The organism is Maridesulfovibrio sp. (genome assembly GCF_965230075.1).
In the GTDB taxonomy this organism is placed as follows: Bacteria; Desulfobacterota; Desulfovibrionia; order Desulfovibrionales; family Desulfovibrionaceae; genus Maridesulfovibrio.
On record NZ_OZ245945.1, the window covers coordinates 3,427,501 to 3,452,624 of the forward strand.

22 protein-coding genes (1 of these 22 running past the window's edge) are annotated in these 25,124 nt (G+C 49.7%); 5 read left to right on the top strand and 17 right to left on the bottom strand.

The features are described from left to right. The 7 genes from ACO05Z_RS15530 to ACO05Z_RS15560 form a co-directional block, all read right to left on the bottom strand. Positions 1–337 carry the start of an adenosine deaminase family protein gene (locus tag ACO05Z_RS15530; RefSeq protein ID WP_421903098.1) on the bottom strand. The gene continues 1,133 nt to the left of window position 1, outside the view, so 337 of the gene's 1,470 nt are visible here — the first part of the coding sequence; it begins with the start codon at positions 335–337; its stop codon lies off the left edge, out of view. 214 nt (positions 338–551) lie between these two features. Further along, the gene (tmcA, locus tag ACO05Z_RS15535; RefSeq protein WP_421903099.1) at positions 552–956 is read right to left on the bottom strand and encodes an acidic tetraheme cytochrome c3 TmcA; all 405 of its coding nucleotides are present in this window, start codon (positions 954–956) and stop codon (positions 552–554) included. 13 nt (positions 957–969) lie between these two features. Next, positions 970–2,283 carry an electron transfer complex ferredoxin TmcB gene (gene tmcB / locus ACO05Z_RS15540; RefSeq protein ID WP_421903100.1) on the bottom strand — a complete coding sequence of 438 codons (1,314 nt, stop codon included), beginning with the start codon at positions 2,281–2,283 and terminating at the stop codon, positions 970–972. 26 nt (positions 2,284–2,309) lie between these two features. Next, positions 2,310–2,969 (bottom strand): TmcC family electron transfer complex membrane anchor subunit, encoded by a 660-nt coding sequence (gene tmcC, locus ACO05Z_RS15545; RefSeq protein WP_421903101.1) that lies wholly within the window; start codon positions 2,967–2,969, stop codon positions 2,310–2,312. A gap of 19 nt (positions 2,970–2,988) precedes the next feature. Further along, a complete protein-coding gene (gene tmcD / locus ACO05Z_RS15550; RefSeq protein ID WP_421903102.1) occupies positions 2,989–4,242 on the bottom strand; it encodes an electron transfer complex subunit TmcD in 1,254 nt (417 codons plus the stop codon). Between the two features lie 417 nt (positions 4,243–4,659). After that, a complete protein-coding gene (locus ACO05Z_RS15555) occupies positions 4,660–5,724 on the bottom strand; it encodes a phosphotransacetylase family protein (RefSeq protein WP_015852912.1) in 1,065 nt (354 codons plus the stop codon). A gap of 10 nt (positions 5,725–5,734) precedes the next feature. Continuing rightward, a complete protein-coding gene (locus tag ACO05Z_RS15560; protein ID WP_421903103.1) occupies positions 5,735–7,861 on the bottom strand; it encodes an acetate--CoA ligase family protein in 2,127 nt (708 codons plus the stop codon). A 428-nt stretch (positions 7,862–8,289) separates the two neighbouring features. Here ACO05Z_RS15560 and ACO05Z_RS15565 point away from each other — a divergent pair, with 428 nt between their 5' ends. Further along, the gene (locus tag ACO05Z_RS15565) at positions 8,290–9,282 is read left to right on the top strand and encodes an HD-GYP domain-containing protein (RefSeq protein ID WP_421903104.1); all 993 of its coding nucleotides are present in this window, start codon (positions 8,290–8,292) and stop codon (positions 9,280–9,282) included. A 3-nt stretch (positions 9,283–9,285) separates the two neighbouring features. After that, positions 9,286–10,536, top strand: coding sequence for an MFS transporter (locus tag ACO05Z_RS15570; protein ID WP_421903105.1), 1,251 nt, complete (start codon positions 9,286–9,288; stop codon positions 10,534–10,536). 60 nt (positions 10,537–10,596) lie between these two features. Here ACO05Z_RS15570 and ACO05Z_RS15575 read toward each other — a convergent pair whose 3' ends face one another. The 3 genes from ACO05Z_RS15575 to ACO05Z_RS15585 are packed head-to-tail and all read right to left on the bottom strand — an operon-like array spanning position 10,597 to position 16,509. Continuing rightward, a complete protein-coding gene (locus ACO05Z_RS15575) occupies positions 10,597–13,797 on the bottom strand; it encodes an efflux RND transporter permease subunit (protein ID WP_421903106.1) in 3,201 nt (1,066 codons plus the stop codon). Next, on the bottom strand, positions 13,790–15,013 hold the full coding sequence (locus ACO05Z_RS15580; RefSeq protein WP_421903107.1) for an efflux RND transporter periplasmic adaptor subunit: 1,224 nt from the start codon (positions 15,011–15,013) through the stop codon (positions 13,790–13,792). The genes ACO05Z_RS15575 and ACO05Z_RS15580 overlap by 8 nt, the downstream gene beginning before the upstream one ends. A 2-nt stretch (positions 15,014–15,015) precedes the next feature. After that, positions 15,016–16,509, bottom strand: coding sequence for an efflux transporter outer membrane subunit (locus ACO05Z_RS15585; protein WP_421903108.1), 1,494 nt, complete (start codon positions 16,507–16,509; stop codon positions 15,016–15,018). A 148-nt stretch (positions 16,510–16,657) separates the two neighbouring features. Between ACO05Z_RS15585 and ACO05Z_RS15590 the strand changes: the two genes are divergently transcribed. Genes ACO05Z_RS15590 through ACO05Z_RS15600 form a run of 3 tightly spaced genes read left to right on the top strand, consistent with a single transcriptional unit; the run spans position 16,658 to position 19,191 of the window. Continuing rightward, a complete protein-coding gene (locus ACO05Z_RS15590; protein WP_421903109.1) occupies positions 16,658–17,359 on the top strand; it encodes a response regulator in 702 nt (233 codons plus the stop codon). Next, entirely contained in the window at positions 17,359–18,741 is a 1,383-nt protein-coding gene (locus ACO05Z_RS15595) for a sensor histidine kinase (RefSeq protein WP_421903110.1), read from the top strand. Before ACO05Z_RS15590 ends, ACO05Z_RS15595 begins: the two co-directional genes overlap by 1 nt. A 24-nt stretch (positions 18,742–18,765) precedes the next feature. Further along, entirely contained in the window at positions 18,766–19,191 is a 426-nt protein-coding gene (locus tag ACO05Z_RS15600; protein WP_421903111.1) for a GNAT family N-acetyltransferase, read from the top strand. A gap of 27 nt (positions 19,192–19,218) precedes the next feature. Here ACO05Z_RS15600 and ACO05Z_RS15605 read toward each other — a convergent pair whose 3' ends face one another. The 7 genes from ACO05Z_RS15605 to trpD form a co-directional block, all read right to left on the bottom strand. Further along, the gene (locus ACO05Z_RS15605) at positions 19,219–19,866 is read right to left on the bottom strand and encodes a hypothetical protein (protein ID WP_421903112.1); all 648 of its coding nucleotides are present in this window, start codon (positions 19,864–19,866) and stop codon (positions 19,219–19,221) included. 100 nt (positions 19,867–19,966) lie between these two features. Beyond that, complete coding sequence (locus ACO05Z_RS15610; protein WP_421903113.1) at positions 19,967–20,590, bottom strand: class I SAM-dependent methyltransferase; 624 nt, start codon at positions 20,588–20,590, stop codon at positions 19,967–19,969. 56 nt (positions 20,591–20,646) lie between these two features. Then, a complete protein-coding gene (gene trpA / locus ACO05Z_RS15615; protein ID WP_421903114.1) occupies positions 20,647–21,414 on the bottom strand; it encodes a tryptophan synthase subunit alpha in 768 nt (255 codons plus the stop codon). Between the two features lie 13 nt (positions 21,415–21,427). Beyond that, positions 21,428–22,606, bottom strand: coding sequence for a tryptophan synthase subunit beta (gene trpB / locus ACO05Z_RS15620; RefSeq protein WP_421903115.1), 1,179 nt, complete (start codon positions 22,604–22,606; stop codon positions 21,428–21,430). Between the two features lie 124 nt (positions 22,607–22,730). After that, on the bottom strand, positions 22,731–23,348 hold the full coding sequence (locus ACO05Z_RS15625; RefSeq protein ID WP_421903116.1) for a phosphoribosylanthranilate isomerase: 618 nt from the start codon (positions 23,346–23,348) through the stop codon (positions 22,731–22,733). Beyond that, the gene (locus ACO05Z_RS15630) at positions 23,345–24,124 is read right to left on the bottom strand and encodes an indole-3-glycerol-phosphate synthase (protein WP_421903117.1); all 780 of its coding nucleotides are present in this window, start codon (positions 24,122–24,124) and stop codon (positions 23,345–23,347) included. The genes ACO05Z_RS15625 and ACO05Z_RS15630 overlap by 4 nt, the downstream gene beginning before the upstream one ends. A 3-nt stretch (positions 24,125–24,127) precedes the next feature. Further along, entirely contained in the window at positions 24,128–25,117 is a 990-nt protein-coding gene (trpD, locus tag ACO05Z_RS15635; protein ID WP_421903118.1) for an anthranilate phosphoribosyltransferase, read from the bottom strand. Between the last annotated feature and the right edge of the window lie 7 nt (positions 25,118–25,124).

Genomic DNA, 25,124 nt, shown 5'->3' on the forward strand with positions numbered 1-25,124 from the left:
GTTTGGCAACTCCGAATCGGCTGAACGTTGAAAAGAAACGGTCATGCCCCCACATACGGTTGTCGCGCACCCCTTCCCTGACAGAAAGGGCATTAACCGCCCTACCCCAGACATCAAGGCACTTATATGCATCCCTCACCGCAGTAGTCCCGTTTACACACGGACCATCCACAATAAGTCCGCTCGACTCCTCTATACAGGCACCATCTTCTGCCGCCCATTTCAAATAATCTTCAGCATAAGGAATTCCTGACAGATGGGTATGAAGCTCTGCCCCTTTCGGCATCTCAGCCAGAACAATGCGCAGGGCAACAGGATCGACCTGCCTGAGAAGCATCGACCTCTCAGAATTCTTGGGAACACAGGCTGAAATAAAAAACAGCAAAAGGATGATTAGTTTTTTCATAGTCAACATTTTATACAACAAGCCCCTCTTCAAGGTAAATGGCATTTTTATGCTGATACTCATTTAATGGAATTCGAAAGGTACCAATACAAAAAAAAAAAGGCCGCCCCAAGGGACGGCCTTTTTACTAATATGCGACTAGATCCTAGTGTGCTGCGGGAGCGGCACCGCCTTTGGGGTGGCAACCAGCGCAGGATACGGGACCCTTATCTTCTTTTACGTGGCAGTCGGTGCAAAGCTGATGATAAGCATTGCGCAGACCGGTCTTACCGGATTCAGGCTTAACTGCGTGGCAGTCAGCGCACTTCTGATCTTCGGAAGACTCGTCTTCAACGATTTTGCCATCTTCCCATACGTGGTGACAAACAGCGCAATCGTCGATACCGGCCATTTCATTGTGTGCATCATGTGCGAACACAGCAGCAGGTCTTTGATGCTTAGGGAAAGCCGGGTCCAGCAGGGAGGTAATGTCTTCCTGACAGAACGCGGGAACCATGTAGAGCAAGACACAGGCGGCAATGACCGCAATAGAGAATACTCTTTTAATCATTGTAATCTTCCTCCTACTCTTCCGGCTTTTCCATGAGATCATAGATAAGATCGCCGAAGAACTTAATGTCCATACCGAGCTCATAGTAATGAACGAGGTCTTCAAGTCCGCCGTGGCAGTTATGGCAGGGAGCGAGAATGGTGTTCACGCCAGTCGCCTTAAGCTGCTCAGCCTTGATCTTGTTACCCTTCATACGGACGTTCTTGAACGGAGGACCGCAGTTGATAACACCACCACCAGCAGCACAGCAGTAGTTGTGCTCAAGGTTGGGGGTCATTTCAACAACGTTTTCACACAGAGCGTGTGCAAGCTTGCGGGACTGTTCCATCAGGCCACGACCACGGATAATGTTACAGGGGTCATGCACAGTGATGGGCTCTTTGAACTTCTCACGCAGCTTGATCTTGCCTGCTTCGAAGAGTTCCCAGAAGAACTCAACGGAGTGGACAACTTCAATGGGGTACATTTCCCATGCGTCCCAGCGGTTACCCTGATCGTAGATGGAGCGGAATGCGTGACCGCACTCACCCATTACAATGCGCTTGACCTTGAGGTCGAGAGCGGATTCGAAATGGCGCTTTTTAAGGCGACCCATCATTTCGAAGTCACCGGTGAACATGCACATGTCGGAGTTATCCCAGCCCGGTTCAGTGGGCATGGTGAAGTCTACACCGGCTTCGTTGAAGATGTATGCAGCCTGATAGATGAGCTGGGTACGGAACTTGGGTTCCGGTGCGATAACGGAGTAGTAGATCTCCGCACCTTCTTTATCCAGCGGAATGCGCAGGTTAGGCATTTCATCGCGGGCCTCATCTTCCTGCCACTGCAGGGTATCCGGCCATTCGTCATCCTTGAGCCACATCTGGTTCATGGTCGCGGAATGGGAATGAGCGGTATCCTGAATGTACTGGGGAGTTACACCGAGCTTGTGGCACATGCGGCGCACCATGCTCATGATGTAACCAGTATCAATACCGAGCGGACAGAAATGTACACAGCGGCGGCAGAGGTTACACTCGGTGTAAGCAATCTGTGCCATTTCGTACACTTCATCAGCAGTGAGTTTGTAATTCTTACGCAGAATCTTGCCCAGAGTCTGGTGAACTTTACCAGCGGGAGAATAGCTGGGGTCACCTTCGTGGGACATATAGTAATGGCAGGCTTCGGAGCACATGCCGCAACGCATACAAGTCTCAGCATAAAGCTTGAGTTTTGCGCCGGCTTCTCCTTCAATAACCTGCTTGAGAGTATTTTCGATACGTTCCGGAGTCAGGCGAGAAACACCCCGCTCGAGTCCTACGTCTTCGATTTTCCTGTCGAATGTCATTTTTCAGTACTCCTTGCGGGAATTGGTTACCAGTCCTTGCAGCGACGAACACCGCCGAACTCGGAACCCATGTAGGCTCTGGTGAACAGGCCGAACACTGCGTGGCTCAAACGGGTGAAGGGAATGCTGATAAGCATGAGTTCACCACAGAGGATATGCAGAATGAGCATAACCTTGGCATCGCCGATTTCATGGTAAGCCATGACACCGGTCAGGAAAACGAGAGAAGGCACAGCAAGTGCGATCCAGTCCTTAGCGGTGGTCAGGTAGGCAACGTCTTTCTGCAGAAAACGGCGTGCGCCGAAGTAGATGCAGCAGACTACAACCAGAATGGACATGATGTCAGCAACTGTGTCCGGAAGAGTCGGCCAGCTGATGCCGAAAAACTGATCCCAGAGAACCACGTGTCCCAGCAGGAAGATGGGCACAATGACAAGACAGATGTGAAAGACGAAGGTTACCATCGCAGTCCAAGGATTGCGCTGCCAACCGAGGGTTCCGGTAGGATTCAACCATGCCATGATAGAACGGAAACCATACTTGAAGCTCATGTAATGCAAAGACGAACCGTCTTTTGCCTTAGCAAGCTGGTACATGGAAACCAGTCTGTAAGCGGAACCGAGAATAAATACGCCCCAGGCGAACCATGCCAGAGGACCAACAACGAATGCATAAACACTGTTCATGTGTAATTCCTCCGGTTTTTTAGAATTCGCTTACTTCAGCAACGATGCGTACAAACTTGCCGCCGTCTATTGCACGAATAAGGACTTTGGAGCTGTCAGGGCTGAAAATGGGTTCCCAGCACTGATCAAAATCCTGAGCATAAGGCTTGCCGTCGAGAACAACGGTGTAGCGACCGTTCTTTTCAACCTTGGCAGCAACCTTGCTGCTATCAGGGCTGAAAACAGGCTGCCAAGCCATTTCGTAAACACCGGGCCAGACTTTGCCGTCACACAGAACTGTGTAATCGTAGCCGTCTTTGCCGAGTGCAGCTGCGCGGTTACCGTCGGGGCTGACTGCCAGATCGATAACAACAGGAGCAGTAATGGACCAAGGCTTACCATCAACTGCAACGGTGAAGCTGCCGAAGATGGGAGCAACTATAGCCCAAAGCTTGGAACCGTCTGCGCTGAACTGCTGGTGCCAGCAGTTAGCCATATTGTTCTTCCAGATCAGTTCGCCATCCTGAGCCATACCCCACTTTCCACCCAGACGAACAGGAGCAACGAGAGCACCGGTTGCGGGGTTGAAGGTGGGAGCCCAGACACACTGGTATTCGCGCTGCCAGATTTTGCCATCGACTGCGATGGTGTAATCGTAGAGGGTCTTTCTAACCTGACAGGCAACTTTTTCACACTTGGCGTCGAACACCGGGGTGTAGCAGTTCATGAAAACGTTATCCCAGGCGGTGCCGTTAACAGCAATTGTATAGATACCTTTCTGAAAGGTTTCTATGTCAGCCTGCGGCATAGACTTAACCTGAACGACAGCAGCAGTGGATTTACCATCTCTGCCTACGGTGAAGTTGTTTGCGTTTTCAAAAAAGTTTTCCCAGAGGACACCGTCCACGCCCATACCGTATTCCATATCCTGCTGCACAGCGCAGACAATGGTTCCTTCAGGGCCGAAGGTAGTCTTCCAGATGTAGCCGTAATTTTCCGGCCAATGCTTGCCGTCAACAGCCAGAGTCCACTCGCCCATCTGCTGGGCTACACCAGTGAATCTGCCGTCAGGTGCAAATTTGGGGTAGAAAATCCTGTCGTATGCTTCTTCCCAAATCTCACCGTTGACGCAAGCAGTGAATTCCAGATCGCCTTTATGAACAACAGCGCCGACTTTTTCTCCGTCGGGGCTGGCATGGAATTCTTCCACCCACTCAAATTTATCAGACCAGGATCCAGTATCCTGGACCTCTCGCCTACCGGGATTCCAATCCCACGTGGACGCATCAGGCATCTCACGCCTCCTCATTCCGAAGATTCGGTCTATCCGCCAACATTCCGAATCAACTCGGTTTTCCGGGTGCTGCGCACCCTAGTTTTCTAACCAACAATAGTCCCGTCTTTGGTCGAAACAAACCTCGTCACACCAAGGCCGGAGACCCGTCCGGCCTTATATCTGCAAGTTAATTGGCACATTTTGCAAAGTAGGACAATAGCATCCGGGGGGTTTGGGTATGAATTTTTTTCAAAATAAAAAGGGCAACCTCCTCCACATGAGGAAGTCGCCCTGCAAAAATATTCTTTTATATAAGGACTTTATAAAGACATTTAGATTATAAAAAAAGCATAAATCAAAAAAAAACTTTTAATTAAGGTTTTAGTTATTCCTACTTTAACAGTAGGACATATTACCTACCAAAGCAAGAGGTAATCATAGGTCCAGTTCATCAAAAATGTAATCGTAATCTAACTCTGAATTTACCAAACCAGCTCCATGATTAATCTTGATCATATCCCTGAGCTTATAGCTTTCCTGAATTGCTTCCATTTTCTTGGCTACGGCATAAGTATCGTCACGCACAACAATAACAGGAATTTCAAGAACTTCCGACCGAGTCAGAATAATATCATTGGGATAAAGATTACCGGTCAGGATAAGGCAGGGGCAGTTACCTTCAAGGGCCACCAGCTGAACATCAGCCCTGTCACCACCGACAATGACAGCAGAGTTCTTATGCCGCCTGAAATGAGTGATGAAGTTCTCAACCTGCATGGTACCGATAAGGAAGTTCTCAACCACCCGGTCCGCCTTGGTATGAGCGGAGATAATCTTACCGAAGAGACGCTCCGCGAGATCGCTGACCTTAATGGCTCCCATGAGCGGGTCACGGGGAATAATACCCAGTACCTTCACGCCCTTCTTTTCCAGAAAAGGAACGATCAGCGAGGTCAGTTCATCCATGTAGTGTTCGGGGACATCATTGAAAACCACACCGAGAAAATCGTCACCAAGTTCCTTCTGAACCCGGAGCACATAATCGTAATGAAGCTCACTGCTGTAGCGGTCCACCAGAATGGTTTTGGCTCCAAGGGCACGGGAGACATCCGGACCGCTCACCCCGCAATAGGTACCGGAACTTAAATAGCTGCCGGAACCACCGAGAATCATGACATCCTTATCGCTGCTGAGTTCTTCGTAAGACTCTACAATGGAAGGCATGAGATCGCCCATATCTTCTGAAAAAGCCTTGATGGTAAAATCACGGGTAACCAGCACAGGGGTGACCTTGGCCGGGTCCTGTTCCAATCCCAGTACCTGCTGGATAAAAGCCGCATCTGCGTCTCCGGGAGTATCGCCGTCCATATGAGGAACAGCACCCACGGGCTTCATGTAGCCCACATTAAATCCGCTGTTGCGAAACTTAAGTCCCAATGACATGGCCAAAAGGTTCTTGCCGGAGTACCCGGTAGTGGAACCTATATATATACTTACCATCTATGCCTCCTTATTCGCGCCCATCCGGCCGGTTGCCCGCATCTGCGGAGATATCGACAACAGTCATCCGGGCATCGGCAACCAGAGCCTCGTCCGAGCTGACAAGCACAGGATTGAATTCTGCTTCATAAATTTCAGGAAAATCATTCGCAAGACACGACATCCTGATCAAAACATCAGTAATCGCCTCGAAGTCAACAGGCTCGCCCCCCTTGACTCCTTTCAATAACATATAGGAACGGATTTCACGGACCATATCCCCGGCATCCTCTACAGAGAGAGGAGCGAGACGGAACGAAATATCCTTCAAAATCTCAACATAAACCCCGCCCAGCCCAAACATGAGCAAGGGGCCGAACTGCTTGTCCCGACGGAACCCCACAATAACCTCGCGGGACTGGGGAGAAGCCATCTGCTGTACAAGACAACCTGCAATATAAACATCCGGACGCAAACGCTGGGTCCGGGCGGTGATATCCCAGAAAGCGGTCTTGACTTCCTCTGCGGAATTAAGCCCTACACGGACTCCGTCCACATCGGACTTATGTGAAATCTCCGGGGAAGCGATCTTGAGCACGACCGGATAACCTAGCTGCTCGGCAATTGCCGCAGCTTCATCACCGGAACGGGCAAGATCTGATTCCGGGGTCGGCAACCCGTAAGCGGTAACAATGTCCCGGGCCTGAAATTCCACCAGTTCAGAACGGCCGGAACGCAAGGCATTATCCACGACAACGCGGGCAGCTTCAACATCATGTTCCGGGGTGAAATAGGTACGCGGGGGGCGTCCTTTCCAGACAGCATATTTATGCATGCAGTCCATTGCCCGCACAGCCTGCTTGGGAAAGTCATATACCGGAACTCCGGCTTCTGCAAAAATTTCACGGGCCTCAGCACTGTTCTTGCGTCCCATAAGACAACAGAAAACAGGCTTGCTAACTTCCCCCATACCCTCAACAATAGCCTTGGCAACCTCTGTAAAATCGAGATTAACCGTGGGAGCGATAATTACCAGCAGACTGTTTACCGCCGGGTCATGGCCCACAATGCGCACAGCGCGACCATAACTTTCAGCATCGGCATCCCCGAGAAGATCCACCGGGTTGTACAGTGATGCATATCCCGGAAGCATGCGCTGCAGCTCACCGATTGTTGACGGCGAAAAAGTAGGCATACGCATGACCGATTCACCGCAGGCATCAGCAGCAAGGATACCGGGACCGCCGGCATTGGTCACGATGCCGAGGTTCGGGCCTAAGGGCAATTCCTGAACGGAAAAAGCCTTGGCAAGGTTGAAAAGTTCATCGAGTTTTTCGACCCGGATGACACCGGACTGACGGAAAGCCGCATCACAAGCCTGATCAGAACCGGCCATGGCCCCGGTGTGCGAGGACGCAGCCCTTGCCCCGGCAGGGGTGGTCCCGGCCTTCATCATCAATATAGGTTTTTTCATGGATACCTTAGCGGCCTGTTCCATGAATTCCCGACCATTCTCGATGTTCTCCACATATCCGAGAATGACCTTTGTTTCAGGATCATTACCGAGATATTCGAGCATGGAAGCTTCATTGATCGCAGCCTTATTACCAAGGCTGATAAATTTGGAAAAGCCGACCTTTTCGCCAAGCGCCCAATCAAGAACAGCGACGCAAAGAGCTCCGGACTGCGAGAAAAACCCCATACTCCCGGGAAGCGGATTACCGGTAGCGAAAGAAGCATTGCCCCCGCCTCTGGAATTAATCACCCCAAGACAGTTGGGGCCGAGCAGGTTCACATCATGCTCTTTCGCCAACTCAGCAAGCTGCACTTCAAGGAGCCAGCCACCATGATCAACTTCCTTGAACCCTGCGGTAATGACCACCACAGAACTGACTCCCAGTTCAAGCAATTCCTTGAACACCCCGAGAACAAGATTACGAGGCACCGCCACAACGGCTAAATCAACCGGAGTACCGATATCAGAAATATTTTTATATGCGGGAATACCGTGAATCTCCCCGCCGCGCGGGTTCACCGGATAAAGCTGCCCGCCATAACCGGCACTGAGCAGGTTAGACAGAATGGTATTTCCTATTTTTCCGGAAACAGATGAAGCGCCTACAACGGCGATTGATGACGGAGTGAACAGACTATCCAAACTATCTCCCGACTTTTCCCCAAACTTGTCTGGGAAAACAATAAGTTCACAAGCAATTAAATTTGTAAAAAAAATGTAACATAAAAACATGCTGCCAACAGAGTTTTTCTGTTATCAGCTTCACAAATGTTAAACATAGTCCTAGTACGGCAATGATGGCAAGCAGCTATACAGCAATGAAAAATATATTTTCAATACGGTAATTATCCGCAAAGAAAGTCATCGGTCAAAGTATTCCAGCTATAAACGTCTCATTTATATGATAATTTTTATCAACACACTATTCATTTACGCATAAAGTTCTTAACAAGCTGAGATATTGCGCTTTTGTCACATTTAATGGTAAACGTTTCCTAAGGTCGGAATTTAAAAAAAATTGTGTCGCATTAACGATTTGATCAATGCTGTCATTTTGAGGTGGGTCAGCTATGAATGCAATTAATGACTCCAAGTTAATTGAAGAAAGCTTCTGCTCTATTACCGAAGCCATATTCAAAATACTTCCCAAAAATAAGCTTCCATTCAGTCTATATAGGATGAATTCGTCCAATGGAAGATTCTCGCCCATCACTATCCCCGGAAAACCCATTGTCTCTGCTGATAAACAAGCTATTTCCGAGGACTGCGAACGGGGACTTATCTTTATTAAGTTCACCGACATAGGTGCATGTAAACCTTTTTTCATGCACCACCTGCCTACGGTCATTTGTGATATTTCACATTCCATCCCGGAGCAGGAACTGGCAAGCCTGCTTTTGGAAGGATTGAAAGAAAGTGCTGAAAAAATTTATACTGATTCCATAAAACTGCATTTCAAAGATTTCCACAACACACTGACCTGCGTCGGTGAATTACTCCATGAAAAACCTGACCTGCTCTGGCTGATGATCCCCATGCTTGATGCGCAGCATTCACTGGTCAACAAAGCCCTTTCCAACGGTGTAATCGGAGCGGCAGTCTTACTGCATGCCCGGGAAGTAAAACCGGACGTTAAAATTTTTGTTGATGCTCTTTTCGCTCTTTTCCTCTGCGACATCGGCATGTCCAGCTTGCCGGAATTCGTACTCGGTAAGGAATTCTGCCTTTCATTGGATGAGCAGAAACGTATCCGCCAGCACCCAATCGGATCAGTGGAGGTTCTGAGTATGACCAGCACCCTTAGCAAGACTTCACTGCGGGCAATTCTGGAACATCACGAAAGGATGGACGGTTCGGGTTATCCAAGAGGCGTAACCAACGAAAGCCTGTCATGGCTCGGCAAACTTTGCGGTGCTGTGGATTCATACGTGGCAATGACCATGGGACGTCCGGGCAAGAAAAGCATGGACACGGTCAAAGCTTTGAAAATCCTGTACAGTGAATCCACGCAATACGACCCGAATATTATTTATGCACTGGAAAAAGTAACCTACCGCGATTAAACAATGAGCAACAAATCAGCTAGTCGGAAAACATTTAGGCCTTGGATTGTATGGGGTATTGCCACCCTCTATTTTTTTTACGACTACGTACAACAGGTTGCCCCCGGCGCAATGGTCAAGGACCTTTCCACCCATTTCAATGTAGGCGCCGCCTCCATGGGCTTCATCGCCTCGGTATACTTTTATTCCTATGCATTAATGCAGATTCCCATCGGAATGATGGCCGATAGGTTCGGTCCTCACCGTCCGCTGGCCGCAGCCGCCCTGATATCATGCACAGCCGGAGCCTTATTCACCTTCACATCCACCCCGGCAGAAGCCATAGGAGTCAGAATCATCCTCGGGGCCGCAACAGGTTTTTCCTTTGTTTCCTGCCTCAAACTGGTGGACAACTGGTTTCCGCCTGAGAAATTCGCCACCATGGTCGGCCTGACCAATATCATCGGCATGTCCGGTGCGGTGATGGGTGAAGCCCCCCTGACCGAATCAGTCACCCGTTTCGGCTGGGAAAACACCCTACTCGGCATTGCCGCATTCGGCGGGCTGATCTTCTTGCTGATAATTTTCAAGATTAAAGACCGACCAGAGAACACCAAACACCAACCGGATTCCTTGGAAAAACCTCCGGCAACCATTCCAGTCCTGATCCAAATATTCAAGACACCTTCGGCATGGCTGAATGCCGGATATGCCGCTACCATCAATATGGTCTACACCGGCTTCGGAGCACTCTGGGGTACGGTTTTCATCTCCAAACTCTACGGTATATCCACCACGGATGCAGCATTCATGGTCTCAATGATCTTCGTCGGTGCAATTCCGGGCAGCTTCTTTTTCGGCTGGTTTTCTGACCGCATCGGCAAGCGGGGAATCCCCATGATCATTGCCTCCGCAGGTGGATTAATTTGTATGGCTTCCGTGGTATATGTGCCCCATATTCCATACACTTTGATGTTCGGCCTCATGCTCCTTCTTGGATTCTGCTGCTCCGGAAACGTTGTGGCTTATGCGTTCGGCAACGACATCAGCCCCAAAGGCGCGGACGGAATATCCCTCGGATTTGTAAATACCTTCCTCATTGGCGGAAGCGCCATTGCCCAGCCGCTTATCGGCTGGCTGCTGGAACACGGCTCAAGTAGCATTAAAGATTTAAGCATTATCGAATTCCGCTACAGCCTGACCGTGCTTGTAATTGCCAAAACTTTTGCCCTCTGCTCTGCACTGGTCATCCATAAATTAAGACCGGATGAATAATTTTAATTCATAGTCCCCCAAAAAAATCCCGCATAGAATTATCTAAGCGGGATTCTTTAATTAGTAATCTTCCGGTTTGTGCTTGCATTGAGTTACCGGGGCATGCTCGGTAATTCCATTAGCCCGTAAATCTTCATCCGTGCGCCGGAAAAGCTTGCGCAGCAGCAAACGGATATCCTCAAAGATGAGATAAAATGCCGGAACCAGCAACAAGGTAATACCGGTAGCGAAAAGAATACCGAAGCCCAGTGATACAGCCATGGGGATCAGAAACTTGGCCTGCCTTGACGTTTCAAGAATCATGGGCGCCAGTCCGCCGAAGGTCGTTAGCGTGGTCAGCAGGATGGGTCTGAAACGGGCCGTCCCCGCCTCCAGCACGGCATCATAGGCACAATGCCCTTTGCGCCGCTGAATGTTCACGTAATCAATAAAAACCAGTGAATCGTTAACCACAACCCCGCTCAAAGCGACTATACCGAACAAACTCATCAGACTTAGACTGTAGCCCAGCAAAGCATGACCGATAACCGCACCGACAATGCCGAAAGGAATACAAAGCATGACGATCAACGGCTGGAAGTAGCTGCGGAAAGGAATAGCCAGCAAGGCATAAATCACCATCATGGCCATGAGCAGCCCGGAAATCAGGCTTTCAGTACTTTCCTGCATATCGGCCTGCTTACCTTCGAGGGAGTAGCCCAATCCGGGATAATCAGCCTTGAGTTGCGGGATTACATTGGCAACAACATCCGCCAGAATCTGCGATGTTTCCTTCCGCGGATTAACATCAGCTTCAACGGAAATGACCCTCCGTCCGTTACGGCGATCAATTGAGGTGTAGGCCCTGCCGTCCTTAACCTTTACGACCTCACGCAGAGGAACATCTGTTCCGTCAGGGGTACGAATCATTAATTCTTCAAAATCATACTTGGATGCGCGTTCCTTTTCCGGAAGACGAACCATGACCTTGATTTCATTTCGACCGCGCTGCTGACGAAGAACCTCGGCCCCATAATATGAGGCACGAATCTGGTTGGCAACATTGCGGGAGGTCAAGCCTAAACTACGTCCTGCGGGCAGGAGTTCAAAGTCCAGCTGCCTTTTACCCGGCGAAAAACCGGAATCAATATCCTTAACTTTGGGATACACGCTCAAAGCCTGCGCCAAATCGGAAGAGGCCTTTTTGAGCACTTCAATATCACTATGGCTCAGCTCAATTTCAAGGGAGCTACCGGAACCGGGACCACCTCGGTCCGATTCAAATAGGATCGACTCGGCTCCGGGGATAGGACCAAGATTCCGCCTCCACTGGCGCACAAATTCATCAGTATGGATGGGTCTTGTATCAGCATCGGTGAGGAATACCTGCACCTTAAGCACGTGGCTGCCGCTGGTCTTACGTCTGCCGGAACCGCCGATCTTGGCATAAATACCTTCAACCAGTTGATCCCCGCCATTTTCCTCAGCAACCTTTTCCGCTGCAGCAACAGTCTTATCCAAAACCTTCTGGGTAACTTCCTTGGCTGTTCCGTAGGGAAGGTCAACAGTCAGATAGGCATAGTCAGACTCAATCTTCGGAAACATGGTAAAACCGAGTCTGCCGCTTTGAATGTAGGCAAAAGAAAGGATCAAACATGCTGCCCCACAGGCTACGGTGAGGTAGCGCAGGGTTACCGCTCGATCCAGAAAAGGACGGTAAAACTTATGAACAAAACGCAGCAGACCGTGGGATATATTCTGTTGGTAATGGAGAATAAACCCCATGATCTTTCCCGGCTTGCGTTCACTGCCGTGACCGAGGTGAGCTGGAAGTACAAAAAGAGACTCCACCAGTGAAATGAAAAAGACACTGCAAACGACCATCGGGATGACCTTGAAAATCTTACCCATGACTCCGGGCACGAAGAACATGGGCATAAAGGCCACAATGTTGGTCAAAACACTGAAGGTAACCGGCATGGCAATGCGCTTGGCTCCTTCACAGGCAGCTTCGATCCAACTCATGCCCTGCTGGCGCATGGTATAGACATTTTCACCGACCACAATGGCATCGTCCACAACAATACCCAGCGAGATAATAAAAGCGAACATGGAAATCATGTTGATACTCGCTCCAGCCGGTGCAAGGATAAGCATGCCGCCCAGAAAGGAAATGGGAATCCCCATGGAGACCCAAAAAGCCAAACGCGGTTCAAGAAAAAGAGCCAGAAATACAAAAACCAGCCCAAGGCCCATGTAAGCGTTGCGCAGAAGCAAATCCATGCGCTGGCGGTAAACGTCAGAGCTGTCGTTACGCACAGCCACATGCACACCGATAGGCAGGCTTTTATTAAAAACTTCAAGTTGTGCGTGCACGGCATCTGAAACCCCGATAGGGGTCTGATCGCCGATACGATAAACCTCAACACGCACTGCAGGCTTACCGTCAAAGGTGGTTACGATATCATCGTTCTGGAAGTCTTCTTTAACCTCGGCAATATCTTCCAGCAGAACCTGTGTCCCGTCATCACCGGTAACAATGGGGACCCGCGCGAATTCACGGGCATAATCGCGGCGTTCCTTGAAACGGACCAGAATCTCACCGCCCTCGGTTTTAATGCCGCCGCCGGGAAGTTCTACAGATGTCTTGGCAAGGGAATCCGCCACATCAGAAAGGGTCAGGCCATAGGCCCGAAGCTTCTCCTGCGGAATTTCAATGGTAATCTGCAATCCACTGACTTCAGCAAGCTCCACCTGAGTAATCTCAGGATCACCAATCAATTCTTCACGAAGCTGCTCGGCCACCTTGCGCAGGGAAAGGGCATCCGTGTCCCCATAAACCATGAGCGAAAGCACCCCGCGCTGATGCGAGGCAACACTGATTACCGGGTCCTCGGCTTCTTCGGGAAAGGAGGTAATCCGGTCCACTTCACTCTTGATATCCTGACTGAGTTTTTGCAGATCGTAACCTTCAATGGCTTCAGCAACGACAGTTGCACTGCCTTCCGCCGCAGTACAGGCAACTTCCTTAACCCCATCAAGACCGATAATGGACTCCTCAACGGCCAGAACAATACCCTGCTCCACTTCTTCGGGGCTGGCTCCGCTATAGGTAACCTGCACCGTAACCGTATCGGTAGTGAATTCGGGGAAAATCTCCTGCTTGATATTGAACCCCATAACCAAACCGCCGACCAACAGGATAATCATCAGCAGGTTGGAGGCAACCGGGTTACCGGCCATCCATGCAATAGGACCCGATTTTTTATTCTGATCAGCCATTGCTGTTCACCTTCTTTTTCATGGAACCGGAACCATTCTCACGCAGTTTCATATTCTGCAACGGTGCGGAGATATCGGTAACAACCAATTTTTCACCATCAGCCACGCCAGTATTAAGGTAAACGTAACCCTGATCACGCCAGATGGGGTCAACAGTCCTGATGTCCAGCAGACTACCTTCTTTCATTATCCAAATGGTGTTGTTGTCGCGGAAAGCGGTCCTTGGAATGGCTATTACTTTTTCCAGCATGCCGGAATCTATGTAGACATTTACGTAACTGCCCAGCAGCAAAGGCCGAACTTCACCGCCCTTTAAATTTAAAGGATCTTTCACCGAAACAATGATCCGGGCCATGCGTCCCTTGGATTCCAGTGAAGGCAGGAGACGGAGCACTTGCCCTTCCCGCTCCACAGCAGTCTTACCACTGCCCATACGGACCAAGGCTTTGGAGCCCTTGAAACTGTTTTCCGCAGAAGGGATATCAATACTTTCCAAACGGTCCACGGGGACGGAGACAAGAACCCAGAATTCATCAGTTCCCACCAGCGAAGCAATGGTTTCATTAAGACTGAGATGCGCTCCGAGGTCAGCACTCTTGCTGACAATCATACAGGCAAAAGGAGCTTTTACGCGGGTACGGGCAAGGTCAATACGGGCCTGCTTGAGTTTAGCCTTGGCTGAGGAAAGGTCTGCCTGAGCCTTTTGCAGATGGGGTTTACGCAGGGCCAATTCTGCCTCCTGCATGGTACCGCCGGAAGATTTCTTAAGCAGTTTCCATTCACGTCCGGCTACACGCTGCTGTCCGCTTTCAAGCTTGAGGTTGTACTCGGCCTCAGTGACCACTGCTTCCTGCTGCTTGACTGCCAGTTCATAATCAAGGGGATCTATGCGCAGGACTTCTGCTCCTTTTTCAAAATATCCGCCGGGAATAAAAGAATCACTAACCGAAATAACCTTACCGGAAACCTGCGGTTCAAGATTGATTTCCCGGGCAGCTTCAACAGTTCCCATAACCGGGGTCGAGACCTGAAAATCCTTGACCTCCAGCACGCTGACGTTGACTAGAGGAGCAGATACCACCGGAGCTTTTTTCTTGGCCACAGGCTTGGTGGCGATAAGGGCCTTAGCTCCGATCACAGCCCCGACAACTATAATTAAGGGAAGAAGCCCTTTAAGGCCGATCTGCTTGATGTAGTATAATATTTTCTTAGCCATATCTAAATTCCCTCCTGTGCAGGAACGGATTGTTTTCCATGTTTTTCAGCAACAACTGCGGTTTCATCGTCAGCTTCCGGCTTAAGCTCGGCCCCGTCTTCAAGGGAATTGGTCCATGTGCCGCCAAGAGCGCGATACAGACCGACCCGGTAGCTAAGCAGATCAGCCTCATCCTGAGCTATGTTAATTTCAAGATCATGCACGCTGACCAGGGCACTGAGCACCGGCAGGTAATCTTCCAGCCCCTGCAAATAACGGGAACCGGCTTCCTCAAGGTTGAGCTTTGCAGCTTCAAGCTGATTCTTGCGGGCTGAGATATATTCATGCTGCCACTTTTCCTGCACCAGCGAATCCTGCACTTCCTTGAATGCTGTATATACTGTGTCCTTATAGTTAAGCAGACGCTCATCAACCACAGCCCGGGTACGCTCAACTTCAGCCTTACGCTTGTAGCCGTCAAAAATCGGTCCGGTTATGGATGAAGTCAGGGTGGTCAGCCAGCCGGAAAAAATATTTGCAAGCTGGGCACTGGAAAACATGGCTTCAGCTGAAAGAGTCATGGAAGGCAAACGGTCAGCCCTTGCGGCACTTACCGCCCAATCTGCGGATTGCAGATTCAAGCCAGAGGCCCGCACATCCGGGCGCATGGAGAGCAGGTCCAAAGGAATTCCCAGCCCCGGAAGATTAGGAAGATCAGGAAAATCAGCTGTAGCAACATCAATAGATCCGGCAGGACGTCCCAGCAGATAGGCGAGTTCATGCAGCTTAAGCTGTTCCTGCGATTCCACCGGGGGAATCAAAGCCTTGGTCCGGGCCACGGTTTCACGCTGCTGAAAAACATCAAGGGCTGTGGAAAGGGAGTTACGGAAGCGAAGTTCGATCAGTTCAAGGTAGGTTTCGTTGGTTTCAAGCTGTTTCTGGTAAATAGCTTTTTTCTTACGCTGCAACTGGATTTCCAGCCAGCGTTTAACAACCTCGGAAGCCACAGTCATGGCTGCGGAATTCACATCTTCACGGGAGGAAAGATAATCAAGCTCACCGGAAGCGGCATTGGCTTCGATTTTCCCCCAGAGGTCTATTTCATATGATGCAGCCAGCCCCAATTTATGAGAATCGGTGGATGTTGAACCTTTGGAACCTTCGGTACCGTCATTACCGGTGCGGGAGTTAGAGTAGGTTCCTTTACCATCCAACTGAGGATAAAGATCGGCCCGGGATTTGACTGCTGTGGCCCGCAGTTGGCGAAGCTTGGCCCAAGCTATCCGAACATCAAAGTTCGCGTTGATACCTTCTTCCACCAGACGGTTGAGTTCTTCATTATGAAAGCTTTCCCACCATTTACCCAATTCACGCGGTTCACTGGAATAGAGTTCATATTGCGGAGGCACACCCAGAGTAAGATTAGGACGCGGGTCCGGCCTGAACGGAGAACATGCTGAAAGCCCGAACAGGGCCAGCATGCAGATCGCGGTTAATTTCAACTTGAATGAGGACATATTTTTATTCTCCAGTACGTTCCATTTTTCATTTTAATACCCACAAAGCGGCAAAAGAGTATTAGGATGATGCTAAAAGTTGTAAACAAATGTAAAAATACGGCCCCAACCCCTTCCACCCGCGGGCGGACATGGGTACCCTGAAAACATGGAACAACAATATCCCGTACTCATAGTTGATGATGATGCCAAACTCAGGGAACTGCTGACCCAGTACCTTGAAGGATACGGTTACGAGGTCAGCACCCTTCCTTCCGGGGAAGGTATCATTGAAGAAGTAAAAAATTCATCACCTGCCATCGTAATCCTCGACATCATGATGCCCGGTAAGGACGGCCTTGAAGTACTGCGCGACCTGCGTCCCCATTCAAATGTCCCGGTGATCATGCTCACCGCCAAGGGGGAAGATACCGACCGCATTGTCGGCCTTGAGCTGGGTGCTGACGACTATATTTCCAAACCATTCAACCCCCGCGAACTGCTGGCCCGCATCAAGGCGGTGCTGCGACGGGCCCAAGCACCGGACAAGCAGAATTCCCCAAATTCCGGGCAGATCAATGTGGCCGGGGTTGTTCTCCATCTGGCGCATCAGAAACTGGAAATTGAGGGGGACTCTCTTGAACTTTCCTCCACTGAATTCAAGTTACTCAAGGCATTGATGGAAAATCCGGGCCTGCCCATGACCCGCGATGACCTGATGACCTCTGTCTGGGGCAAAGATTTCAACGCCTTCGACCGTAGTATTGACGTGCATATCAGTAAGCTGCGTGCCCTCTTAAAACCCTACCCGGATCATGAATCGCGCATCAAAACCGTCTGGGGAACCGGATACATGTTCGTGAGCGAATAATGAGAATAAGCCGTACCTATCTTAAAATATTTATTTCTTTCCTGCTGGTGCTGGTAGTGTCTGAACTTATCATCTTCGGTCTGCTGCACATGTCATGGGATAAGAGCCCCCGCATTCATCACATGGAGCGACGTCTTTTCACAGTAAAAGACCTTGTGGAAATGGAACTGGGCGATATTCATACTTCACCGGAAAATGAAAGAAGGGTCCTCACTCCCCTGTTGAAAACCCTGAGTAAATCACTACAGGCTGATATCTGGATAACCGGACCGTATGGAGAGATTGTTGCTTCCTCCACCCTGGAAATTCCGGACATGACCGAATTCACAAACGGGTACGCTGCAAGATCAGTTGATGGAATATACGTATACAAGAAACGTAATAACCGCATGAAGAGCGTGTACTGCGTCTACACCGGCAAGCTTCCTGTAGGTTACCCTTTCACCTATCATATGTACCACTCCTTTCCGAAATTCGACGAGGAAAGCTGGTTCATTCGGGCGCAGATAATTTTGACCATTATCGCTGCGATTTTCCTTATCCCGGTTTCAAGACGCGTGATTCGTCCTTTGAAAGAGCTGACTACTTCGGCTGCTAAAATGGGCCGCGGCGACCTTAAACAACGGGTCGAAATCAAAGGTAAAGACGAAGTGGCCGAGTTGGGCAAAGCCTTTAACCACATGGCCGAGGGGCTGGAAAAAATGGTCAAATCCAGCCGCGAACTGACCGCCAATGTTTCCCACGAGCTGCGCAGCCCGTTAGCCCGAATGCGTATCTCACTGGAAATGCTGAAAGAACGCATTGAAACCGGAAACACTTCTGGCTGTGACACATTCATCAACGGCATGCAGGCGGAAATAACTCACATGGACGAACTGATCGGTAAGATCATTGAATTTTCCAAGCTGGAAATGCATGAAAGCCCGGCCATGACCGAGACGGTTAATTTAAAGGAGCTCATATCCGACCTTCTGGGGCAGTACCAATGCGTTGCCGAGCGCAGCAACCTGAACGTGCATGCGGACCTTGATGAAATCAAACTTTCCAACTGCAACCGCAACGGCATCGGCGTTGTTATGGACAACATCCTCGGCAATGCCTTCAAGTATACCGATCCCCAAGGAAATGTTGAAATAGACTTAAGCAAAGATGAAAGTGGCGTGCGTATTTCAGTAACCAATACCCATGCCCCACTTCCCGAAGAGGATCTGGAAGAAATTTTCAACCCCTTCCACCGCTTGAAAGGACAGGAAATCCCCGGATCCGGTCTGGGACTTGCTGCTACCCGCAGGATATTACGTATTCATAATGGAGAAATTCGGGCAGAAAACAGCGAAGCCGGATTCAAAATTGTGGTCAGTATTCCTGTAAGGAATAGCTAGACAAAAGAAACGAGAGACAACTCCATGAACATCACCCTGAGCTTCGAACTGGAAAATATCGACTGGCCCAAGATCGCAGAAATTTTTGAAAAAGCCCCCCTCGGAACCCGCGAACCGGAAAAACTGTCCCGCGCAGCAGCAAACAGTAAACTGGTCTGCTTTGCCAAGGACGGAGACGAATTCATTGGTTTCGCCCGCGCCATCAGCGACGGAGAATTTCAGGCCGCAATCTACGACCTATGCATCCTCCCGGAATACCAATCCCACGGGCTCGGCAAGAAAATGATGACTGCCATGATGGAAAAACTCGAATCAGTCAGCATCATCCTCTATGCCGTACCGGGCAAAGAAGGCTTCTACGAAAAGCTTGGCTTCAAACCCATGCTTACCGCCATGGGCTGTTTCAAGGATGAAGCCGGGATGATTGAGCGGGGATATTTGGAGGGGTAGAGATATTCACATTTACTTTTTACCACACTACTCAGAATTATTCTTACTACTCTCACCCCTAAGTTGCTCATGATACCTTTCAGCTTCTTCACGCTCTTTTTGACGATCATCTGAAGAATAGCAATTAACACGCAATCGCCTGAAATCTGTAATCCTCGAAAATGAAGTAGCAATTTTTTCGATATGCTTAGCGGTCCGTTCAGCGGGGTCTTCGCCTAACTTAGAAAGACCACTAAATAAAGAAACATCAATTACTGATGTAAAAGTCTGCTCTCCTCCTAAACAATCTGTACAAGTGGATGTAATTTTAGTCGTTATTTCAGAAAGATGCTTAAAAGAACCAATGAAATGGATCATTTCCTGTCCAGGTTTCAACACATCTATCTCAAGAAAGGAGTATTCATTAAACATGTGCCCCCCTTTATTCTTCTCAAGCTTAAAATCAGGATCAGCTTTTATTTGAACGTTCCTCGCAACTCCAGACCCAACATTAACAATAACAAGATCCATATAATTTGTAATTTTACTTGGTTCTATTGTCACAACAACTTGAGGTTGAATCTGTTGCAATCGCGTTGCACGGGCTTCATTAGCCAGTGTGCGTGTATACCAAGCGAGAATTGCAGTTAAAAAAACGAGAGCCAAGGATGATAATAAGCTAACAAATTCTGCCACAATTTGCCTCGGTGATTTACGTTCAAAAGACCAATTCACCCAACCAGTTATACTGACGAAAATCTACTCTCGATAAACAACAAAGCCAACTCATAAAATATTAAATCTTCTCCCCCACCAAAACAAAAGTCCCGTACTGACGGACAACACCTTCTTTATCCGGCTTGTTGTAGATGCCGTGTTCATGATGCTGCACAGAAGAGAATTCTGCATTTGTGACCTTTGCGGCGAATTCATCCGGCTCAAAACCATTGTATGGCACAACATTGTCGCCGTGGAAACTGCCGTCTTCGGGCAGGAGTTCCCCGATTACCAACTTGCCGCCCTTCTTTAATAATTTAGCCATCAGCTCCAGCACTTCCGGCAGATCCTCAACATGGTGCATAGCCATGGAAGTGAAGATCGCATCAAGTGAATCTTCCCGAAGTCCCGATTCGTGGAGAGCTACCGGAATAACCCGCACATTGTCGAAATCATTACTCGCTAATTTAGCATTGAGCATATCCAGCATGGCGGCAGAAGTATCAAGTGCATAAAGGGTCTTAACCCTTTTAGCAAAGCGCAACCCGACAAGTCCGGTTCCGCAACCGAAATCAAGGACTTCACTTTTCGCCGTAAAATCGACAGCCTTTTCCACTGCAGCAGCGAATTCATCAGCTATGCGTTTGCGTTCCGGATTGCTGTCCCATTCCTTAGCCTTACGAGTAAATTCATCCTGTGACATAAATGTCCTCCATAATAAAATCCCGGTAGATTGAATCTACCGGGATTTTATATAACTTATTTCCAGACCTTCATAAACTCTGCACTACTTTTTCCAGAATCAATGTGCTTAATTAGTGCGGAGCCGAAAACAGCTGCATCAACAACGCCATCTAATTCCTTAAGCTGGGAAGGTTCTTTGAGACCAAAGCCAAGAGCCACCGGGATGTCGAAGACCTCCTGTGCCTTGGCAAGGCCATTTTTAACTTCTTCCGGCAGGGATGCTGTTCCCCCAGTAGTACCGAGAACGGAAACATAATAGCAGAATCCGTTGCCGCCCTTGGAATAAAGAGCCATGCGTTCAGGCTCGGTGTTCAGACCGACCAGCGGAATGAGCGCAATCTCATACTTAGCGAGCAAATCGCGGAACTCAACGCCTTCCTCATAAGGCAGGTCCGCAATAATCAAGCCGTTTACCCCGGCAGCACAGGCGTCCTTGGCAAACTTTTCCAGTCCGTACTGTAACACTGGATTATAGTAGCCCATGAGCAGCACCCCGGCACTAATCTTTGCGCGGTGCTCGGAAAGTCCGGCCAGAATCCACTTCAGGTTGATGCCATCCTCAAGGCATTTCAGTGATGCAGCCTCAACAACCGGGCCGTCAGCCACGGGATCGGAAAAAGGCATACCGATTTCAATTACATCCGCACCGTTTTCGTCCAGTTCAAGAATTTCTTTCCAAAACTGATCCCGGTTGGGATATCCACCGGGCAGGAACGGGATAAGTCCGATACGCCCCTGAGCCTTAGCTTCATTAATTTTATCTGCAAGTTTGGTAATACTCATATCATCGTCCCCCTTATTTTCCATGTTCGGCGAGGTAGTCTTCAAGAATGCCCATGTCCTTGTCGCCACGACCGGACAGGTTGACGATAACGTTGGCGTCTTTGGGGATGGAATCCCGGTTCTCCAGAACCCAAGCCACAGCATGGGAACTTTCCAGCGCAGGCAAAATGCCTTCCTTACGGCAGAGCATCTGGAATGCATTCAGAGCCTGATGGTCATTCACGGTGCCGTACTGAGCACGACCGGAAGCATGCAGATGCACGTGTTCAGGACCTACACCGGGATAATCCAGACCGGGAGCAATGGAATGGGAAGGCAGTATCTGCCCTTCCTCGGTCTGCAGCAGCAGAGTGTTCATGCCGTGCAGCACGCCGGGAGTACCAAGATTGATAGGCGCGGAGTTGGTGCAGCCCGGTTCACCGGTTCCCGCAGCCTCAACACCGACAATCTTCACGGATTCTTCTTCCACAAATTCATGGAACATGCCGATGGCATTGGAACCGCCGCCCACGCAGGCAACTACCATGTAAGGCAGTTCGCCTGTTTTTTCCTTGAACTGGGCCTTGGCTTCACGACCGATAACAGCCTGAAATTCACGAACCAGCAACGGGAAGGGGTGCGGTCCGGCTGCAGTACCGAAGCAGTAATGGGTGGTCCGCTGATCAGCGATCCATTTACGGAGAGCAGCGTTAATTGCGTCTTTCAGGGTCTGTGTGCCGGACTCAACAGGTACACATTTAGCGCCCAGAAGTTCCATACGACGCACGTTATGGGCCTGACGTTTCACATCGATCGCGCCCATGTAAATTTCACATTCAAGGTCAAGCAGGGCCGCAGCGGTTGCGGTGGCTACGCCGTGCTGCCCGGCCCCGGTTTCAGCCAACAGCATGGGTTTACCCATCATCTTGGTCAGCAGAGCCTGACCGACAGTGTTGTTGACCTTATGCGCTCCGGTATGGGCAAGGTCTTCACGCTTGAGCCAGAGGTTGAAGCCCAGTTCGCGGGAGATGTTCGCGCAATGGGTCAGTGCGGTGGGACGACCAACGAAATCCTGCAGAAGTCTGGCAAATTCCTGCTGGAATTCATCGGATTTCATGATCTTTTCCATGGCCTCTTCAAGCTCGAGCAGCGGCGGCATGAGCAGTTCAGGTACAAACTGTCCGCCGTAATCTCCAAAATATCCTCGTTTCATTTTTATATCCTTTTGATTATTTGCCTTCGGCGACCCTGCCGGGGGCCTTAAACCCTTTTTGAAAAAAGGGTTTAAGAATCCCAAAAACTTTTAATAGGGCTTCGCCGCTTTGAGTGACAAATTGTTATTGATTTATGACCACAAAAGCCGCAATTAGTTTAATTTTGTCTTTTTTACCGGGAGCCGATTCCACACCGGAGTTTAAATCAACTCCGCTAGGTTTGGCTTCGGACAATGCCTCTTTTAAATTATCGGCGGAGAGGCCACCCGCCAAAAGCCATAGACCCGGAATGGTTACATCTTTAAAGACATCAAATTCCATTGCTGCCCCGTGCCCTCCGCCGGACTTCCCGGCATCGAAGAGTAAGTAGCTACAATGGGGAGCGAAACGGTCAATGTCGGCCTGAAACTCTTTTACAGAATCATACTTCTGAGGCCAGAGCACTTTGATGACCCGCTCTTTGCCTACGGCCTTGCAGAATTCTTCATTCTGTCCACCGTGCAGTTGCGCGAAGTCGAGCTGGCCGTCCTTCAGAGTTTCAATCACTTCCGTTGCGCTCTGTTTCACGAAGACGCCAACTTTTTTAGCTCCGTCAGCTTTGATGGAACGGGCAAAATCAGCATCCACATTGCGCGGGCTGGAAGGGTGGAAAATGAATCCCAAAAAATCCGCGCCCTGCTCTTCACACATAGCCGCGTCTTCTTTGGAAGTCATTCCGCAGACCTTAACCAACAGGCTCATGACCTGCCTCCTGCCACAAGCGCGGCCAGCTTGGCCTGCGGATCTGGGCTGGCCATGATTGAAGTACCGATAAGCACGGTATCGTAGCCCAGTTCGTTCATCTGTGCGCAATCTTCCGGTTCACTGATTCCGCTGGCGCAGATCCAGATTTCACCATCTTCCTTGAGCTTGATAAATTCGATGGAGCGGTTCATGTCGATGCCCAGCGTATCAAGGTCGCGGTTGTTAATCTGGATAATCCGCGCCCCGGCCTGCTTGGCCCGCTTGAGATCAAGATCATCAAATGCTTCGACCACTGCATCAAGACCTGCAGCATGAGTACGCTCAATCATCTCTTTCAGATAACCGTCATCCTCAAACATACGCACGATGACCAAAAGCGCTGAAGCCGGCGTCGCCAAAGTTTGCTCAATCTGCATCAGATCGGTCAGGAAATCCTTACGCAGCATGGGCAGTCCGCTGTCTTTAATTTCATCAAGGTAGCTGATATTACCTTTAAAGTACTCTTCCTCAGTGAGCACGGATATGGCCGAAGCCCCGCCAGCCGCGTACATCTTGGCAACATCCGCAGCGCTCAGCCCAAGATTGATATCACCCTTGGAGGGGGAAGCGCGCTTGTACTCGGCAATGACCTTCAGCCCGGATTCATCACGGCGGATTGCATCGGCAAAGGAAGCACGCTCACCCGCATAAGGAGCAAACTTTTTACCTTCAACCTGCATCTTCGCCAGCATATCCAGCTCGGCCTGTTTTGCTGTTCTGAATTTATCAAGCATGGCCTAATATTCCTTATCAACGCCTTTAGCGACCTTGGCCTTAGCTTTTTCCATAGCCTCTTCCAAAGATACGTTGTCCAAAATAGAAATTGCTGCGCCGAGGTTGATGGCGACCATATCAAGCATGGCCTGCGGTGCGGTACCTGCCAGCACCTTACGCATGGCTGCCAGTGCTTGCTCACGATTAGCAACCGCAACATCTTCTGATTTAGTCAGGGCAAATCCGTAATCCGCCGGATCAATCTTAACTTCAGTGAGTTCACCGTTTTCCACCAGAATGGCATCATTCACACCAAAGGGGGTAAGTTCATCAAAATTAGCGGCTCCATGTACAACGTAAGCCTTCTCTACATTGCTCAAGGCCAAGACTTCCGCCATCAACCGCAAAATTTCCGGTCTGCCCACACCTACAATCTGGTGGGTGGGACGAACGGGGTTCAGCAGGGGGCCCATGAGGTTAAACAAAGTCGGAATCCCCAGTTCTTTGCGGATAGGAGCGATTTTTGCGAAGGCCGGGTGGTAATTGGGGGCAAACAGAAACACAAACTTGTCCCGCAGCAGCACATCGCGCGCATCATTTACATCCACATCCAGCGAAATTCCCATGGCTTCCAGCACATCTGCGCTGCCACAGGTGGAAGAAACCGCCCTGTTACCGTGTTTAGTAACAAGGTACCCCATGTCGGCAAGGTAAAGAGATACCGCTGTTGAGCAGTTAAAACTGTTAGAACCGTCACCTCCGGTACCTACTGTATCAATGCATTTGCTGTTAATGCCCTTGATCAACTTGGCTTCACGCAGAGCAGCGCGAACACCCGCTGCAACTTCAACAGCTTTTTCGCCTTTGATACGCAAGCCCATAAGCAGAGCGCCCGCCTGTGCCTGAGTCATTTCACCGGAAAAGAGTTCCTCGAAAACCGCATCAGCCTGTTCAGTAGTCAGATCCTGACTGGAAGAAAGAGCGGTCAGAGCTTCGCTAATTATCTGTGACATTTTTATT